The sequence below is a fragment of the Pseudogemmobacter sp. W21_MBD1_M6 genome (assembly GCF_052119585.1).
In the GTDB taxonomy this organism is placed as follows: Bacteria; Pseudomonadota; Alphaproteobacteria; order Rhodobacterales; family Rhodobacteraceae; genus JBGQOJ01.
On the sequence record NZ_JBGQOJ010000002.1, the window covers coordinates 181886 to 198776 of the forward strand.

The 16891-nt window shown below is 61.9% G+C and carries 12 protein-coding genes; 3 read left to right on the forward strand and 9 right to left on the reverse strand.

Annotated features, from left to right (window positions below):
• Positions 1-48: 48 nt before the first annotated feature.
• From glmS to ACEN2R_RS04960, 5 genes are all read right to left on the reverse strand, one after another.
• Entirely contained in the window at positions 49-1872 is a 1824-nt protein-coding gene (glmS, locus tag ACEN2R_RS04940) for a glutamine--fructose-6-phosphate transaminase (isomerizing) (RefSeq protein ID WP_442039808.1), read from the reverse strand.
• Between the two features lie 85 nt (positions 1873-1957).
• Entirely contained in the window at positions 1958-6325 is a 4368-nt protein-coding gene (locus ACEN2R_RS04945) for a hypothetical protein (protein ID WP_442039810.1), read from the reverse strand.
• 403 nt (positions 6326-6728) lie between these two features.
• On the reverse strand, positions 6729-9947 hold the full coding sequence (locus ACEN2R_RS04950; protein ID WP_442039812.1) for an efflux RND transporter permease subunit: 3219 nt from the start codon (positions 9945-9947) through the stop codon (positions 6729-6731).
• A complete protein-coding gene (locus ACEN2R_RS04955; protein WP_442039814.1) occupies positions 9940-10917 on the reverse strand; it encodes an efflux RND transporter periplasmic adaptor subunit in 978 nt (325 codons plus the stop codon). Before ACEN2R_RS04955 ends, ACEN2R_RS04950 begins: the two co-directional genes overlap by 8 nt.
• 118 nt (positions 10918-11035) lie before the next feature.
• The gene (locus ACEN2R_RS04960) at positions 11036-11734 is read right to left on the reverse strand and encodes a hypothetical protein (protein WP_442039816.1); all 699 of its coding nucleotides are present in this window, start codon (positions 11732-11734) and stop codon (positions 11036-11038) included.
• Between the two features lie 146 nt (positions 11735-11880).
• Between ACEN2R_RS04960 and ACEN2R_RS04965 the strand changes: the two genes are divergently transcribed.
• Positions 11881-12633 (forward strand): MarR family transcriptional regulator, encoded by a 753-nt coding sequence (locus ACEN2R_RS04965; RefSeq protein WP_442039818.1) that lies wholly within the window; start codon positions 11881-11883, stop codon positions 12631-12633.
• A gap of 157 nt (positions 12634-12790) precedes the next feature.
• Here ACEN2R_RS04965 and ACEN2R_RS04970 read toward each other — a convergent pair whose 3' ends face one another.
• The 4 genes from ACEN2R_RS04970 to hpt all read right to left on the reverse strand — a co-directional run bounded on the left by ACEN2R_RS04970 (position 12791) and on the right by hpt (position 15044).
• The gene (locus ACEN2R_RS04970; RefSeq protein WP_442039820.1) at positions 12791-13675 is read right to left on the reverse strand and encodes a c-type cytochrome; all 885 of its coding nucleotides are present in this window, start codon (positions 13673-13675) and stop codon (positions 12791-12793) included.
• Positions 13676-13743: 68 nt separating this feature from the next.
• The gene (locus ACEN2R_RS04975) at positions 13744-14223 is read right to left on the reverse strand and encodes a c-type cytochrome (RefSeq protein WP_442039822.1); all 480 of its coding nucleotides are present in this window, start codon (positions 14221-14223) and stop codon (positions 13744-13746) included.
• Between the two features lie 102 nt (positions 14224-14325).
• On the reverse strand, positions 14326-14508 hold the full coding sequence (locus ACEN2R_RS04980; protein ID WP_442039825.1) for a hypothetical protein: 183 nt from the start codon (positions 14506-14508) through the stop codon (positions 14326-14328).
• Positions 14505-15044: a hypoxanthine phosphoribosyltransferase gene (gene hpt / locus ACEN2R_RS04985; RefSeq protein WP_442039827.1), complete on the reverse strand. Its 540-nt coding sequence runs from the start codon at positions 15042-15044 to the stop codon at positions 14505-14507. The genes ACEN2R_RS04980 and hpt overlap by 4 nt, the downstream gene beginning before the upstream one ends.
• A gap of 69 nt (positions 15045-15113) precedes the next feature.
• Here hpt and ACEN2R_RS04990 point away from each other — a divergent pair, with 69 nt between their 5' ends.
• Together ACEN2R_RS04990 and ACEN2R_RS04995 are read left to right on the forward strand one after the other, a co-directional pair.
• Positions 15114-15569, forward strand: coding sequence for a type II toxin-antitoxin system RatA family toxin (locus tag ACEN2R_RS04990; RefSeq protein WP_442039829.1), 456 nt, complete (start codon positions 15114-15116; stop codon positions 15567-15569).
• Positions 15566-16870, forward strand: coding sequence for an MmgE/PrpD family protein (locus ACEN2R_RS04995; protein WP_442039831.1), 1305 nt, complete (start codon positions 15566-15568; stop codon positions 16868-16870). Before ACEN2R_RS04990 ends, ACEN2R_RS04995 begins: the two co-directional genes overlap by 4 nt.
• Positions 16871-16891 lie beyond the last annotated feature (21 nt).

Consider the following 16891-nt stretch of genomic DNA (forward strand, 5'->3'; position numbering starts at 1 on the left):
ATCCTTAAATCAACATCCAAAACCGGCTCTCCAGCAGCCGGAACGTCACTATTCCACCGTCACCGACTTCGCGAGATTGCGCGGCTGATCGACATCGGTCCCCTTGGCCAAGGCCGTGTGATAGGCGATCAGCTGGATCGCTACGGCATAGGTGAAGGGGGCAATGAACGGGTCGGTTTGCGGCAGGGTCACGCTGCGCCAGGCGTCCTGCCCAAGCTGAGCGATCCCCGCCGGATCGCTCAACAGCGCGACGCGCCCCTTTCGGGCCATGACCTCGCGCAGGTTCGACGACATCTTCTCGAACAAGGCGTCATGCGGTGCCAGCGCGATCACCGGCATCGCCTCGTCCACCAGGGCGATGGGGCCATGCTTCAGTTCGCCTGCGGCATAGCCTTCGGCGTGGATATAGGTGATCTCCTTCAGCTTCAGCGCGCCTTCCAGCGCCATGGCGTGCATCTGCCCGCGCCCCAGAAACAGGACGTCCTTGGCATCGGCGATATCGGAGGCAAGACTGGCCAGCGCCGGTTCCAGTGCAATCGCTTCGGCCAGAATGCGCGGCACGGTGGACAACAGGCCGATCAGGCGCAGTTCCTCGGCGCGGTCGATCGTTCCGCGTTGCTTTGCCACCAGAATGGCAAGGGCCGCGAAGCAGATCAGCTGTGCCGAGAACGCCTTGGTCGAGGCCACCCCGATTTCGGGGCCGGCGTGGATCGGCATGGAAATATCCGCCTCGCGCGCGATGGTCGAGCTGCTGACATTGACCAGCGCAAGCGTCTGCTGCCCGCAGGATTTCGCATAGCGCAGCGCCGCCAGCGTGTCGGCGGTTTCGCCCGACTGGCTGACCACAAGCGTGACGCCGCCCTTGGGCAGTGGCGGCTCGCGGTAGCGGAATTCGGATGCAATGTCGATTTCGACGGGCAGTTTTGCCAGTTGTTCGAACCACGTTTTAGCCACATGCCCCGCCAGATAGGCGGTGCCGCAGGCGATGATCGTCAGGCGCGGGATCGCCGCCCAGTCCAGCGCCTTGGCGGCGCAATCGACGGTCTGGTCGCTGCGCGAGATCCAGAACCCCAGCGCACGCGCGGCAACTGTGGGCTGTTCGTGAATTTCCTTGGCCATAAAGTGCCGGTGCTGGCCCTTGTCGGCAATCATCGTCTCCAGCGAGACAGTGTTGACGTCGCGGGTCACGATGCTGCCTTCGGCGTCGTGGATGCGGACCGAATTTCGGGTGATGACCGCCCAGTCGCCTTCGTCAAGATAGGCGATGCGGTCGGTCAGCGGCGCCAGCGCGATGGCATCCGACCCGACAAAGGCCTCGCCGTCGCCATAGCCGATCACCAAGGGCGATCCGCGGCGGGCACAGATCATCAGATTATCGACCCCTTCGAACATCAGGCAAAGGGCGTAGGCCCCCTTAAGCCGTGCGATGGTCGCGGCGGCGGCGTCCTCATGCGCCAGCCCGCGCCGCAGCATCGACGCGCAAAGCGTCGCGATGACCTCGCTGTCGGTTTCAGAGGAAAAACCCCAACCCTCGGCAGTCAGTTCGGCGCGCAGATCCAGGTAGTTCTCGATGATCCCGTTATGGACCACGGCCACCGGACCTGCGCGATGAGGATGGGCATTTGCCTCGTTTGGCAAACCGTGAGTGGCCCATCGGGTATGACCTATGCCGCTGCTGCCCATCAGGGGCTGTTGTTCCAGCAAGGCAGCAAGCGACGATAGTTTTCCACTCGCGCGACGCCGGTCCATTGATCCCTTGTGGACAGAAACCATACCCGCGCTGTCGTAGCCGCGGTATTCAAGCCGTCCAAGTGCCGCCATGATGATCGGCGCCGCAGGACGATTGGCCAGCACACCAATAATTCCGCACATGTCCCTGTTCTCCCATCTGAAATTCTTGCAAAAAATCCGGCCTATCTGTCCTGACCCCCGAAAATGCGGGGGTGGTGGCACCCGCTTAAACCAGCGGGATGTCCTGATAGATGAAGTCCGTGGTGTCGTTGACGCCCGTCGCGGTCAGCCCCGCGAACAGCAGGGTGTCGCCCGTGGCAAAGCTCATCAGCAGCCCCTCTGTCGTTTCCGCGATGGTAGTCGAGGCAAAGTCGAAGGCACCGAATTCCACCTGATCCACGCCGGTTGCAAAATCGAGGATGATGTCCTGACCCGTCGTCGGAACAAACACGAAGGTATCCGCGCCAGCGCCACCGTTCATGGTGTCGTTGCCGGTCCCGCCCTCGATACGGTCCGCGCCGCTGCCGCCCAGTATGACATCCGATCCGGCAGATCCGACAACGGTCGCGCCCGTGGTATAGCCAAGGCTGACCGCATGATCCGCCAGCGTGTCGAAGGCCAGCGTCACAAGGTCGCCGTTGACCGAACCGCCATCCGCGCCGGTGATGACAACCGCATCCGTGCCCTGCGCCCGCAGATCGACCACCACATTGCCCTTGCCGTTGAATGCGAATTCAAGGTTCGATCCGTCGCCGCTGACCGACAGAAGATCGCCGCGCATCGGCAGAAGGGTCAGATGGGTCACATCGACCGCGACCGGGCCGGTGGTGATCTGGAATGTGCCGCCGGACGCGGGCAGGAACACCTGATTGTCGTCATAGGCATACCAGTCCGCGACGCTGGCAATCGTCGTCGCGCCGTCACCGATGGTAAGTGCGAACGACCCCGCATCGCTGGATCCAACCGTCGCGGTGATCACGTTGCCCGCCTGTGTGACGCTCAGGTCACTGGCCGCAAAGCTGGCAATCCGCGAGGCAAGCTCTGCTCCGGTGACAAATTCTGCCCCGTCTGCCGCAGCCTGCGCGATCACCGCCTCGAACATCTGCAAGTTATAGTTCAGCTGAACCGCATCCCCAAGGTTCCAGTTCGTGGGGCCGTAATCATGCCACGGAAAGGCGATGATCGGCGTCGTGCCATGGGTTGTGATTTCAGCATATTCCGCCGCCCAGACCAATGCGGCCTCGGCTGCGGTCAGCCCCTGGAACCCGACAAGCGAAAAGTCGAACGACATGTTCGGCGCCAGATAGACCTTGTCGGTCAACTCGGGCGTCAAAAAGCCGAACCCCCCGGGATAGCCCGCGCCGGTGCCGGAATATCCACCGCTCATATAATTGAAGAACTGGATGATCTGCTGCGATGCGTCCAGCTTTTCAGGCGCGCCGGGCACGGCTGTGCCGGTGATGGTGATGCCCAGCTCCTGCTCGATCTTCAGCTTGGAATAGTCGAACTGGAAGGTGAACGAGGTCAGCAGCAGCGCCTGTTCCGCATTGCTTAATGTCCAGGGATCAACCGCGTTCGGATTGGCCGGATTGACCTTTGCAAGGATCGCCAACAGCTCTGGTGTGTCCGCGATCAGCAGATTGGTGTCCTCGGGGTGGGTCCAGCTGTGCGTGCCGATTTCATTTTCCAGCGCAAGCAACTGATCATAATAGGGTTTCGAGATCGACCAATCGGTTGTCTGATCCGGCGGATTGGCGCCGATGTTGATGTAATAAGAACCGACAAACCCGTAGGTGTCATACCAGTTCTGAAGGATCGGCAGCAGCGCATCGTAGATGCCCGGTGTCTGCTCCTGCACGTCGTAAACCTCTTGCGACTGGTCCATGTCGGTGCGCGAATAGAACAGCGATGTTCCGCGCGTCATCGCCAAAGACACGTCAACCGCATCGCCGTTCACGACCCAATCTATGGCCTCGCCCAGAATGTTGGTATTGCCCATGACCGCATCCGAGGAGAAATGCACATTGCGCGCGGCGGTCGTGGTGGCGATGGCGGCGGCATAGGCATCAGAGGTCACCCCGTCGGCCGACACGATCTGGTTGAACAGAACCTCGCCCGCGTTTGTCACATCGGAAAACCGCTGGTAGGAGATGTTGGCATATGTCCCGACAAGCTCTCCGGTGCCATAGCCATCCAGAATGGGGTTCGTGCCGTCCAGCGCCACCAGATCAAAGCCCTGCGTCGTGCCGAACCCGTCCAGTGTCACCCCCAACAGCGCCTTCATCCGCGCATAGGAATCGCCCGCGATCGCGGCGCCTGTCTCGTCGTTGGTCATAAAGTTGCCCGCAGCGATCAGCCCGACGCCGTAGACCTGCGTGGCCAGCGTCAGCGCCTCGGTGATCGCCGCCAGATTGGCGCTTTCGACATTCGAGAAGCCGGGAAAGACGATGGCGTCATAGCCGGTCAGGTTGGCCACATCCAGCAAGTCCGCCTCTGACAGCACGTCAAACGGAATGCCCCCCTGCATCGCCTGATTTTGCGCCGACAGGAACAGTTGGCCATAGGCGGTCTTGTCGTAGAAATTATTCGCCGAGGTCTCGGAATAGACGATGGCCACGCGCAACGCCGGGTTTGCCTCGACCGGGATGGTGGGCGAACTTACAAAGATGTCCGTGGTGGCGTAGTCGCCCGGCAGGAAGACCGCGTTGTTCACATCGGCATAGACCCGAACCGCGTCGGGGCTGCCTGCCATCAGGTCTTTGGCCACCGCGATTTCGATCACGCTTTTGTCGGCGTTGTAATGAAAATCAAGCGCGGACACAAAAGTCTGGCCCGCGTCGCCGGTATACAGCCCGACCTGTCCATCGGCGGCGATGTTGATGTTGTATTCCGCGCCCCCCGTCAGCCCAAAAATCTGGTGGCCGGTCGCACGGTTCAGGTCGGTGTCCAGCCAGATGGTGGTGTTGCCGCCAATCGCAACCGCATCCGCCGTCAGCGCAAAGACAAAGGCGTTGCCCTGCACATCGCCATAAAAGCCGAAACCGTCGGTTCCGGTGGCGGCCGTGTCCAGTCGTGTCGCGGCAAGGTCCCAGTCGTTCAACACACCGTCCAGCGTCACCGCGCCATAAGTGACCAGCGGCGCGCTGCCGACAAAGAAGTTCACATTGGCATAGTCGTTGGGCACAAATACCGCGTTGTTCACATCCGCAAAGATGCGGATCATGTCGGGCGCCCCCGCCAGCAGGTCTTTTGCCACGGCCAATTCGACCACGGTGTGATCGGCATTATAGCGATAATCAAGCGCGGCGATCAGGGTTTCGCCCGCGCCGCCGGTGTAAAGGTTGGCCTTGCCGTCGGCGGTGAAGTTGATGTTGTACTCCGCCCCTCCGGTGAACCCCCAGATCTGATAGCCGGTGCCGCGGTCCATGTCGGTATCCAGCCAGATCGTCGTATTCGACCCGATTTTCACGCTGTCCGAGGACAGGGCAAAAACGAAAGCCCCCCCCTGCACATCGCCGTAAATCCCGTATCCCGCCGCGCCTGTCGCGAGGGTGTCCAGCCGTGTGCCCGTGGCCCAATCGGCCAGCGACCCGTCCAGCGTGACCGTGCCAAGGGTAACCGTCGGAAGGTCGACAACCGGGGGCGTGCCCACCAGAATATCCACATTCGCGTAATCGTTCGGCAGGAAGGCGCTGTCATTCACATCGGCAAAGATCCGCACCACATCGGGGCTGCCCGCGATCAGGGCCTTGGGGATGACCAGTTCGACCACACTGCGGTCTGCGTTGTATTTATAGTCCAGCGCCGCGACGAATGTCTGTCCGGCGGCACCTGTGTAAAGGTTGGCCGTGCCATCGGCGGTGAAATTCACGTTGTATTCAACGCCGCCGGTGAACCCCCAGATCTGGTAGCCGGTGCTGCGGTCGATGTCGGTATCCAGCCAGATCGTGGTATTCGCGCCGATTGGCACGGTGTCCGACGAAATGGCAAAAACATAGGCGTCGCCCTGCACATCGCCGTAAATGCCATAGCCCGCCGTGCCTGTCGCGACGGTATCAAGTCGCGTAGCGGCCCCCCAGTCGCCAAGATCGCCGTCCAGCGTGATCGCGCCCTGACTGACGATGGGCAGATTCTGGATGATGAAGTTGTTGTTGGAATAGTCGTTGGGGATGAAAACCGAATTATTGACATCGGCAAACACCCGTAGCGCAGTGGGGCTATTTGCCATCAGGCTTTGCGGAAGGGCGATCTCGACGGCGGTCAGGGTAGAGTTGTAGGCAAATTCCAGCGCCGCGACGAACGTCTGCCCGTCCGCGCCAGTGTAAAGGTTAACCGAACCGTCGGGCGCGAAATTGATGTTGTATTCGGCACCGCCCGCAAACCCCCAGATCTGGTAGCCGGTCGCGCGGTTCAGGTCGCTGTCCAGCCAGATGGTGGTATTGGTGCCGATCACGGCTGTGTCGGACGAAATGGCAAAGTAGAACACATCGCCAATCAGGTCGCCATAAAGCGCGAAACCGGCAGCCCCTGTGCCCGGAACGTCAAGACGTTTGTCAGCGGTCCAGTCGTCCAGTGATCCATCGAGTAGAGGCATCTTGAAATTCCTTTGTCGGTCAAATTCAGACAGGCGACGCAAAATAATCATCGCGCCGGATTGCTTCGGCGGATACGCGCTCGTGAAAGTATGCAGGGGATGGGCGGCACCTCCAACTGGGCTTAAGGACGACATCTTTTAGGATGAGTGCCAGCGCAGGGCGTGCAGAATTTCCGTCTTTGGACGGATGGTCGAAATTTCATATTATTGTTGTAAAAACAAATGATTGCGTTTGGATATTAATCCATTTAGTGCCGCAACCGCCATTGCGTTTGGCGCTACTCTTTGGAAATCAATCACCCGCAGGGCGTATACGCCGAATAACCGGGAAACGGGGGCATGTTTCGCCTTTTACAACCCCTGGCAGCACCCGACGTGGGGCGCTGCCAGGGCGCGGTATGCGCTATGTTTTGAACACGCGGTAGATCGCCGGAATCACAAGCACCGTCAGAAGCGTGGATGACAGCAACCCGAACAAAAGCGAGATCGCAAGGCCCTGGAAAATCGGGTCGGACAGGATCACAACTGCCCCGATCATCGCCGCAATCGCGGTCAGCAGGATCGGTTTGAACCGGATCGCGCCAGCCTCTATCAGGATGTCGATCTTGGTTTTTCCGGTCTCGTCCGCGTGGCGGATGAAATCCACCAGCAGGATCGAATTCCGCACGATAATCCCCGCCAGCGCGATAAACCCGATCATCGAGGTCGCGGAAAACGGCGCGCCGAACAGCCAGTGCCCCGCGATGATCCCCAGAAAGGTCAGCGGGATCGGCGTCAGGATGACCAGCGGCAAGCGGAACGAACCGAACTGCGCAACCACCAGAATGTAAATCGCCAACAGCGCCACGCCAAAGGCCGCCCCCATGTCGCGGAAGGTGACAAAGGTCACCTCCCATTCGCCGTCCCACAGCAGGGTGGTGACGGATTCGTCCTCTGGCTGTCCGTTCAGGCGGATCACGGGCTTGGTGCCGGGGGCCCAGTCCATCGCGTCCAGCGCCTGTGATACGGCGATCATGCCATAAAGCGGCGCCTCGAATTCGCCGGCCATTTCCGCCGTAACCATTTCGGCGTCGCGCCCGTTGTGGCGGAACACCGGGTAAGAGGCGCGCTCATCCGCCACGCGGATCACGTCGCCCAACTCGACCACACCGCGCGCGCCCGGCAGGACATTGGCGGGGATCGGGGTGGACAGGAACCGCTCGTCCATCACCCGGTCCCCCTTGTTGCGCGCGATCTGGATCGGGATCGGGGCGCGGCCTTCGCCACGGTGCGAATAGCCCACCGTCGTTGTACCGTTCAGGATCGCCATCGTGTCGAACACGTCGCTTTCCTGCACCCCGAAGAATTCCAGATCATCGGTCGAGATCGTCGCCCGCAACCGGCGGGCCCGGCTGCCGAAGCTGTCATCGACATCGACGATGAAGGGCACGGACCTGAACGCCTCGCGCACCTTCGCTGCGGCCTCTCGGCGGGTGTTGGCATCAGGGCCATAGATCTCGGCCAGAAGGGTCGCGATTACCGGCGGGCCGGGGGGCGGTTCGACGGTTTTCAGGTTGGTGCCTTCGGGCAGGTCAAGGGCCGCCAGCCGCGTGCGAATGTCCAGTGCAATGTCATGGCTGGCACGGTCGCGGTCCGCCTTTGGCGTCAGGTTGATCTGCACATCGCCAAGGTTCGGTTCGCCCCGCAGGTAATAATGCCGGACCAGCCCGTTGAAGTTGAAGGGTGCTGCGGCCCCGGCATGGGTCTGGGCAGAGATCACCTCCGGCAGGTCCATCACCACCCGCGCCACCGATTGCGCCACCGCGTCCGTCGCCTCGACCGAGGCCCCCTCGGCCATGTCGATCACGACCGAAAGTTCGGATTTATTGTCGAACGGCAACAGCTTGACCGTCACGTCCTTGGTGTAAAGCGCCGCCAGAGACCCGAACGACAGTGCTGCCGTGACCAGCAGAAACGCCAGACTGCGGGCCTTTGATGCCAACAGCGGGCGGGCGACATTGGCATAGATCCGCCCCAAAGCGCCGCCCGGATGCCCGCCATAGGCGTCGTCATCGGCGTGGCCGGACATCTTGGCGCGGCCGGCGATCTTGACCATCAGCCAAGGCGTGATGATCACCGCCACGAAGAACGAAAAGATCATCGCGGCAGAAGCATTGGCGGGAATCGGGCTCATATACGGGCCCATCAGGCCGGACACGAACAGCATTGGCAGCAGGGCGGCCACCACGGTCAGGGTCGCGACGATTGTGGGGTTGCCGACCTCGGCCACCGCCTCGATCGCGCCAGTGACGCGGCTTTTTTGCGGGTCCATGCCCCAGTGCCGCGCGATGTTCTCGATCACCACGATGGCGTCATCCACCAGAATACCGATCGAAAAGATCAGCGCGAACAGGGACACGCGGTTCAGGGTGTAGCCCATGATATAGGCCGCAAACAGCGTCAGCAGGATCGTCACGGGAATGACAATGGCCACCACCGCCGCCTCGCGCCAGCCGATGGCAAGCCAGACCAGCGCGATGATCGAGACCGTCGCCAGACCAAGGTGGAACAACAGCTCGTTCGCCTTTTCATTGGCGGTTTCGCCATAGTCGCGGGTGATCTCGACATGCACGCCGTCGGGGATCAATCCGCCCTTCAGCGCCTCGACCGTGTGCAGCACCTGTTCCGCCACCAGAACGGCGTTGGAACCGGCACGCTTTGCCACGGCCAGGGTCACCGCAGGGGTGCGGGTGATGCGGCCGCCGTCGTCGCGGGTGATATTGGACACAATCTGCTCAGAGGTATCGCTGACGTATTCCACCGTCGCCACATCGGTCACATAGACCGGCCTGTTGTCGCGCGTGGTCAGCAAAAGGTTGGCGATCTGCGCGGGTGCGGTCAGGGTTTCACCGGCGGCAAGGTCGATCTGTTCGCCGCCGTCCCGCAACAGGCCGGTCGAGAACGTCCGATTGGCCGCCTGAACCTTGCCCGCCAGCTGTTGCAACGTGACGCCGTATAGCGCCAGACGCTCTGGATCGGGGGCAATGCGGATCGCCTCGGCGGCTTCGCCAACAATATAGGTCAGCCCGACATCGGGGGTTTTCGCCACCTCGGTGCGGACCTCGCGCACGATGCGCGTCAGATCATTGGCGGACACATCTGTCCCCGCCGCAGGGGTGAAGGTCAGCGCGACAATGGCCACATCGTCGATCCCGCGCCCCACAACCAAAGGTTCGGGAATGCCGACGGGAATGCGGTCCATATTGGCGCGCAGCTTGCCGTGGACCCGCAGGATGGCGGTGTCGGCGGGGGTGCCCACCTTGAACCGGGCCGTGACCATGGCGGCATTGTCGCGGGTCTGCGAATAGACATGCTCGACCCCGTCGATGCCCTTGATGATGGTCTCAAGCGGCTCTGTGACCAATTTCACCGCATCCTCGGCCTTCAGGCCCGAGGCCTGCAAATGAATATCCACAAGCGGAACAGAGATCTGCGGCTCTTCCTCGCGCGGCAGCGAGATCAGCGCCACAAGGCCCACGGCAAGGGCCGCGATGATGAACAGGGGCGTCAGGGGCGATGTGATAAAGGCGCGGGTCAGGCGACCGGCGATGCCCAGCGGGCCCTGGAATTGCGGCTCATTCATTGGGGATCACCACGGTTGCGCCTGCGGTCAGGCCGGTGACGACCTCGACCATCTCGGCGCCGTCGATCACATGACGGTCTCCCAGGATCACGGTCCGCTCGGCGGGCCCATCAGGCCCTGTGGTTGCCACAAAATCCAGCCCCGACCGGGTGATGACCGCCGCGACCGGCACCAAAAGCGCCTGATGCTCGCCGACGGGCAGGCGCACCAGCACCCGCGCATCGACAAACGCCTCGCTCAGGCCGGCAACATCGACATCGGCAATCACGCGGCCATTCTCGATCAGCGGATAAATCCGCGCGAGCGTGCCGGTTTGCACGCCTGTTGCGTCTTCGATCTCGATTGTGTCGCCCTCGGTCAGAAAACCGGCGTGGCGTTCCGGGACGGCCAGACGCAGGAAAATTCCGCCACCACCAATGGTCGCAACCACCTCTCCGGGCAGAACGACGGCACCTGCGGCTGCGGGCACAGACAGGGCGCGGCCACTGATCGGCGCAAGCACGGCCCCTTCGGCGGCCTGTTGTTCTATCACCTTGCGGTCCGCCTGAATCGCGGCGATCTGCCCGTTCAGCACGTCAACCTGTGTGCGTAGCCCGTCCAGCCGCTGGGCGGTGGTCACGCCACGGCTCAGCAATTCCTCGCCGCGCGTCAGCTCTGCCTTGGCGTTGCCCAGTTGTGCGGTCATCGCCTGAACCTGCGCGTCGATTGCCGACAGCTGAAAGTTGATCTTGGCGTCGACAATCTGCGCCAGAACCTGCCCTGCGGTCACGGTGTCGCCCTCGGTCACCGAAAGGCTGACCAAAGTTCCGCCCAGTCTGGCCCGTGCGGGAATGCGGTCGCGCGCCTCGATCCGCCCGTAGACCGCCTTCCAGACAGGAAGGGTCGTGGCGGCCAGCGTGACCTGATCCTGCGCAGGGGCGGCAAGGGGCAGGGCTAGCGCGAGCAGAAGGACGGCAAGGTTGGGGCGCATGGTTGATATTCCTTCGGATAAGTCTGTCTTTTAAATTCACAAACACGAATATAAGTATTCGTTTATATATTCAAGCCCTGTCTGCCACCCCGATTTCACCTGAAGGCGGCAGATCGGGTTAGCCGAACGTCAGAAAGAATTTGGAATACGGCACCTTCAGTTTTCCTGCAGCCGCCTTTATCGCGCCGGGCTCGCCGGAACGTGCGGCGGCAAGAAACCCATCGACAGAGGCCCGGAAGGGTTCCGCAAGGGCCTGATAATCAGGCCTGACCGCCGCACCCGCAGGTGGCCTGCCAAGCACATCGTCTGCCAGATATGACAGCACGGCGGCCTGTTCCAAAACGGCCTGCGCATCGCCGGGGTCCAGTTCAAGGATATGCTCCATCTGCGCGTGATAGGCGTTCATCCGGTCGGAAAACGTCTCGATCCCGTTGCGCGCATGAAGATCGCCGAACGCGTCCCGCACACCTTCAAGCGTCAGGTGGGATGCGGGCAAATTACCGGCGGCGACCTCGTCCCTTGCCTTGGCGACCATGGACGCGACGGATGCCACCGTATCGCCCCACTGCGGGTCGTCCTCGTATTGGGGCGGCGGGGTGGCGGCATAGGTCGCGGTCAGAGCGTCCCACTTAATGCCAAATCCGCCGATCGCCTTTTCCGACGCCTCGGCATTGCCGGAGTTGGTGGCGAAAAGCGAGCTGCGATAGCTGGCATACATATCGGAAAACGACGTTTCGAAGTCCGTCACAGGACCGGCTGAACCCGGTGCGGAGTGCAGGGCAAGCAGGACGGAGGCGGCCATGAATGTGCTTCTCATCGAAAGCTCCGATCAAAGTTGAAATACGCCTTTGTCTCTATGGGGCTTCGCCAAATGCCGCATTGACCCATGTCAAATCTGAAACCCGCAACGCGGCCTCAAATATCCGTGAGCAGCGCGTTGGTTCCTGTTTCATAAGCATACTTATGAAAAACGATGGGATCGAAAAATTCGGCCTGCTTTTGCATGATGCCGCCAGATTGATGCGCAAAGGGTTCGGGCTGCGCGGTAAGGAACTTTGGCTGTTGTCGGCCCAATGGCGGTTCCCGGTGCGTCTTTTGCGCGAGGGCCGAAGCAGTCAGGCGCGGTTGGCAGAGATGATGAAGATCGAGCCGACCAGCGTTTCGCGTCTGGTGGACCGTATGACAAAGGCAGGCTGGATCACGCGCGAGCCGGACGAAAACGACAGGCGTCTCCGCATCGTTGTGCCGCTGCGAAAACCCTTGCGGCCCTTGCCGAAAACCGCACTCGTCGCAGACGAGGTTTGCGCCGAGGCGATGGCCGGCCTGTCGGACACAGAGCGCCGCGCGCTGGTGCTGACGGTCGTTGTCACGAGTTTGTCAAACAATGAAGATCTTGGCGGCTTCGGGCAGCTGGGCGGTTGGCTGACAGAAAGCATGAACTGGCGCTGGGTGTTTTTCATCAACCTTCCCATCGGCATCATCGCGCTGTTCGGCTGCATCACGTTCCTGCCCGAGGCGGCGAAACGCCTGCGCATATTCGACGTTTTCGGTTTTGCCATGCTGACCATCGCGATTGGGTCGCTTCAGTTGATGCTGGACCGGGGGCCGGGGTTGGGGCTGATGTTTGTGCCTTTGTCTACAGTCGCCTGCGCCACGCTGGACAAAGGTCTCCGCGCCGATGCCACCATCCTGTTCAGCCGTACGCGGAACCTGTAAATCAACCCTGCGGAACCGGGGGCCGCTACACCCCCGATAATTCGGTGCTGCGCCTCCCCAATGCGGCGGTTGCCACCGGACCTGCACATGCGGACTGAATGCGCCCGGTTCCTGTTCCGCTACGCAGGGCCAAACGACGCGCACCTGCGTGTGGCGCTCATTCGGCTTTCGGGATCGCCTTGAGGTAGGCCGCAACTGCGGCGCGGTCGCTGTCGGGCAGCTTTGCCAGATTCTCGACCACCGCCACCATATGCCCGCCCACCGTGTCATACTCGGGGGTAAAGCCGGTGGTCAGATACTCGATGATCTCGTCGCTTGACCATGTCAGCCCGGCGGGGGTGATATTGGGGATCGTGCCTTTCCCGTTCGGATTTGGCGCACCCGCCAGCCAGCGGTCCCGCTGCAAACCGCCCAGCGCATTGCGCGGCGTGTGGCATTCGCCGCAATGCGCCAGCGCCTCGACAATGTAGCGACCCCGCTCCAGTTCCGGCGTCGGCGCATCGGCCAAAACCCAATCCTCGCGCAGGAACAACAGCTTCCAAAAGCCCAGCGCCCGCCGGATGTTGAAGGGAAACCCGACCTCGTGCGGTTGGCTTGGCGTGGCATCGGCGGGCAGGGTGGCAAGATAGGCCCGCAGGTCGGCCACATCCGTGTCGGTCATGCGGCTATAGGCGGCATAGGGCAAAGCGGGGTAATAATGCTGCCCCGCCGGAGAGGTGCCATGCCGCAGCGCCGTCAGCAGATCCAGCGTCGACCATGCGCCGATCCCCTGATCCACATCGGTCGAGATATTGGGGGCGATGAAGGTGCCGAAATCGGAGGCGAACCGCTGGCCACCGGACAAAACGGGCTGTGCCGTCTCTGTCGCGCCCGGCGCCACATGGCAAGAGGCGCAGCCCGCAGCGGTGAACACAAGTGCCCCCCGCGCGGCGTCACCCATCGGCACCGGCAGGGCAGGGTCGGTGACGTCAGGCGCGCTTAGCACCCAGGCCGCAGCCGCACCGGCGACACATAACCCGCCAATAAACATGAAAATCCGCATTACACCCGCTTTCCGTAGGTCGGGCCGCCCCATGTCTCATGCATGGCTCCGGGCGGCCCTACTGGGTATCACTCTGGCGCGCGATAGACCTTGTGACAAGCAGAACACGCCCCGCCAAGCGCGCCCATCGCCGCCTGAAGCGAGGCAAGGTCGGTCCCTGCCGCCACCTGCATCGCATCCGTCGAATCAGACAGCGCCAGCGCTTTCGCCATGACATCATCCATATTTTCCCAGATTTCGGGCAGGGCGCGGGTGTTTTCCGCACTCAACTGGTCGGTGCCTTCCATCCAGATGCGGGACTGGTCCAGTTTCGTCAGACGGGCCAGATTGGTCGCGGCCTTGGTCGCCAGATCGGCATCGTAGGGCAAGGTTCCCTTGGCCATCGCGCCAAGCGGGGCAAGGTTGAACGCGTAAAGGGTCATCTGCGATTTGCGGGCCTTGATGGCCTCATCGGCTTCGCCCTCGGCAAAGGCGGGCAGCGCGCAGGATACTATCAGGCTTAGGGTCAATAGGGGGCGGAACAGCATGTCGAAACCTCCGGTTGTCATAATAATATCCGACCAGCTTACCTGTGAATGAAACCCGCGCCAGTCACATTATTTTGCGTGGCCCTGCGACACAGGTCTGAATGCAACTATGCGCAACACGCCCTAGCGCACAAGTTTCCCGCCGCGTTGTATCTCGGGCACCCAATCAGGTGTTCCAAAGACCTTTTCCAGCCCGAACAGCGCCAGACAGACCAGGATCACCCCGATTGTCAGTTTGACCCGCCCCATCGACGGCGGATTGCGCGCCCATTTCGAGGCCCGCAAAAGCCAGCGCATGTGGTTCATTCTTTGAACCTGACCTTGCCGATATAGGGCAGGTTACGGTTGCGCTGCGCGTAGTCGATGCCGTAGCCTACGACAAATTCATCGGGAATTTCGAAGCCGATCCAGTCGGCCTTTACATCGGCCTCGCGGCGCGATGGCTTGTCCAGCAAGGCAATCGTCTGCATCCGCTTCGGCTCTCTCGAGGCCAGCAGCCCGATCACATGCTTCAGGGTAAATCCGGTATCGACGATGTCCTCGACCACCAGCACATCCTTGCCGCCGATCTCGCCCCGAAGGTCCTTCAGGATGCGAACCTCGCGGCTGGAGGTGGTGCCGTCGCCATAGCTGGATGCCTCCAGAAAATCGACCTCGACCGGAAGATCCAGTTCCCGGACCAGATCGGCGATGAACACGAATGATCCGCGCAGCAGCCCCACGACGATCAGCTTTTCGGTGTCCGCATAATGCGCCTCGATCTTGCGCGCCAGGGCCTCGATCCGCGCGGCAATCGCCTTGGCGCTGATCATCTTGTCTATCACGTAGTTGCCTTGCGCCATAACGCCCCCTTGATTTCCGGTGCCCATCCTACCTATCAACGTGGCACTGTCACGAAGAAACGGAACCCGATGCCGACCCATAGCGAAACGCGCAACCTGCCTTATACCGCCCGCCAGATGTATGATCTTGTGGCCGATGTCGCCAGTTATCCGCAATTCCTGCCGTGGTGTGCCGCCGCGCGGATCCGGTCTGTGACGCCAAACGGGCAGGGCGGCGATGTCATGCTGGCAGATCTGGTGATCAGTTTCAAAGTGTTCCGCGAAAAGTTCGGCAGCCGCGTGATCCTGTGGCCGGATGAACTGCGGGTCGATACCGAATATCTGGACGGCCCGTTCAAGTTCATGAAATCCAACTGGGGGTTCAAAGACACTCAGGGCGGTTGCGAGGTCACGTTCTTCGTCGATTTCGAGTTCAAGAACAAGATATTGCAGGGCATCATCGGTGTGGTCTTCAACGAGGCGATGCAGCGCGTGGTGCGCGCATTCGAAACCCGGGCCGCAGCGCTTTATGGATCAACGTCGTGACCCTGTCCCTGACCGCCCGCATCGCGAACTTCGCCCTTATGCCCGCACGCGACATCCCCGACAGCGCCCGCGATGTCATGCGCCTGTCGTTGCTTGACTGGGCCGCGGTGGGCATCGCCGGACAAGACGAACCCGTGGCGCGGATCACTCGCGACATGGCGCTGGCAGAGGCGGGCAGGCCGGTCGCCACGGTCATCGGCAGTGCCATGCGCCTGCCGCCCCGCGCCGCCGCACTGGTCAACGGGGCCACCAGCCACGCGCTGGATTACGACGACACGCATTTCGCCCATATCGGGCACCCTTCGGTCGCGGTTGTTCCCGCCGCATTGGCTATGGCCGAACAAACCGGTGCCACGGGGGCCGCGTTTCTGGATGCGGCGCTGATCGGGGTCGAAACCTCGATCCGCGTCGGCGCATGGCTGGGGCGCGCGCATTATCAAACCGGGTTTCACCAGACCGGAACCGCCGGTGCCTTTGGGGCAACTGCCGCCGCCTGCCGGCTGTTGGGGCTGGATGCCACCCGAACCGCCCATGCCTTGGGGTTGGTCGCCACCCGCGCCTCGGGCCTGAAATCGCAGTTCGGAACAATGGGCAAACCCTTCAATGCGGGAATTGCCGCCAGCAACGGTGTCGAGGCGGCGCTGTTGGCCGGGGCGGGCTTTGTCTCGAACCCTCGGGGGATCGAAACCGCACAAGGCTTTGGCCCGACCCACGCAGGCGAGGCGATCTGGTCCGCGCTGGACGGGCTGGGAACCCGCTTTTTGTTCGAAACCGTCCAGCATAAATTCCACGCCTGCTGCCACGGCACCCATGCGGCACTCGAGGCACTCGCGGCGCTGAAGGCGCAGGGCGGCAACAATGAGGTCACAGGTGTTACGATCACCACGCACTCCCGCTGGCTGACGGTTTGCAACGTTTTGGCGCCGGTCACGGGGCTGGAGGCAAAGTTCAGCTATCGCCTGACAGCGGCCATGATGCTGTCCGGCTATGACACCGGTGCGCTGGAGACGTTCAGCGATGCGCTCTGCGCTGATCCTGCCCTTTGCGCGTTGCGCGACCGCGTCGAGGTGAAAACAGACGATGCCATGGCCGAAACCGCCTGTCTGGTGCGGCTGGACCACGCGGATGGCACATCAAAAGAGCAGTTTCACGATCTAGACACGCCGATGCCACTGGCGGCGCGCCGTGACAAGATCCGTGCAAAAGCGCGCAGCCTGCTGGGCCGTGATCGTGAAAGCGCGGTGTGGTCTGCGGTAGAGTCCGGTGATCTGGCGCTTTTCACGACCAGCCTGCGCCCCTGATCCGGCAGCGGCGCAGGCAAG